Here is a 615-nt window from a genome sequence, read left to right as displayed (position 1 = left end):
CCCAGCGCCGCCGCCTGCGCGGTCTCCGCCTCGGCGTTCTCCCGGCCGGCCGCGTGCAGCAGGGCCAGCGTCGGACGGGCACCGGCACTGGCGACCAGCAGGGTGCGGCGGGTCTCGGCGGACAGCATGTCGAGGCGGGACAGGACCAGGGCGCGCAGCGAGGTCGGCACCGGCAGCGGCTCGCCGGGGCGCGGCGCCGCCGGCATCTCGCTCAGCGCGCGGCCCAGCTCCAGCGCGTACAGGGGGTTCCCGCCGCTGGTGCGGTGGATGTCCCGGACCGTGGAGCGCGGCAGCTCGGTGTAGCCGCGGTGGTCGAGGAGCGCGGAGACGTGCGCCCGGGAGAGCGCGTTCAGCCGGATCGCCAGGGTGTCCGGCGGGGAGGAGCGCAGCTGACGGTCGTACTCCTGGCCCTCCGTACGGACGGCGCACAGGAGCTGGACGGGGGTGTCGCCGAGGCGGCGGGCGGCGAAGCCGAGCAGCTCGGCGCTGGCCGGGTCCAGCCACTGCATGTCGTCCGCGACGACCAGGACGGGGCCCCGCGCGGCCAGCGAGCGCAGGGCCGACAGGACGGCGAGGCGCAGGGCGAGGCCGTCGCGCTGGAGGGTGGACTCGCCG

The 615-nt window shown here is 77.6% G+C and carries 1 pseudogene; it reads right to left on the bottom strand.

Annotated elements, in window-relative coordinates:
• Positions 1 to 615: pseudogene (locus tag ACVNF4_RS36765) on the bottom strand (helix-turn-helix transcriptional regulator); the annotation flags it as partial.

It is taken from the genome of Streptomyces sp. S6, assembly GCF_054880855.1.
The sequence above is the reverse complement of the archived record's forward strand: the minus strand, read 5'-3'. Positions and strand labels throughout refer to the sequence as shown.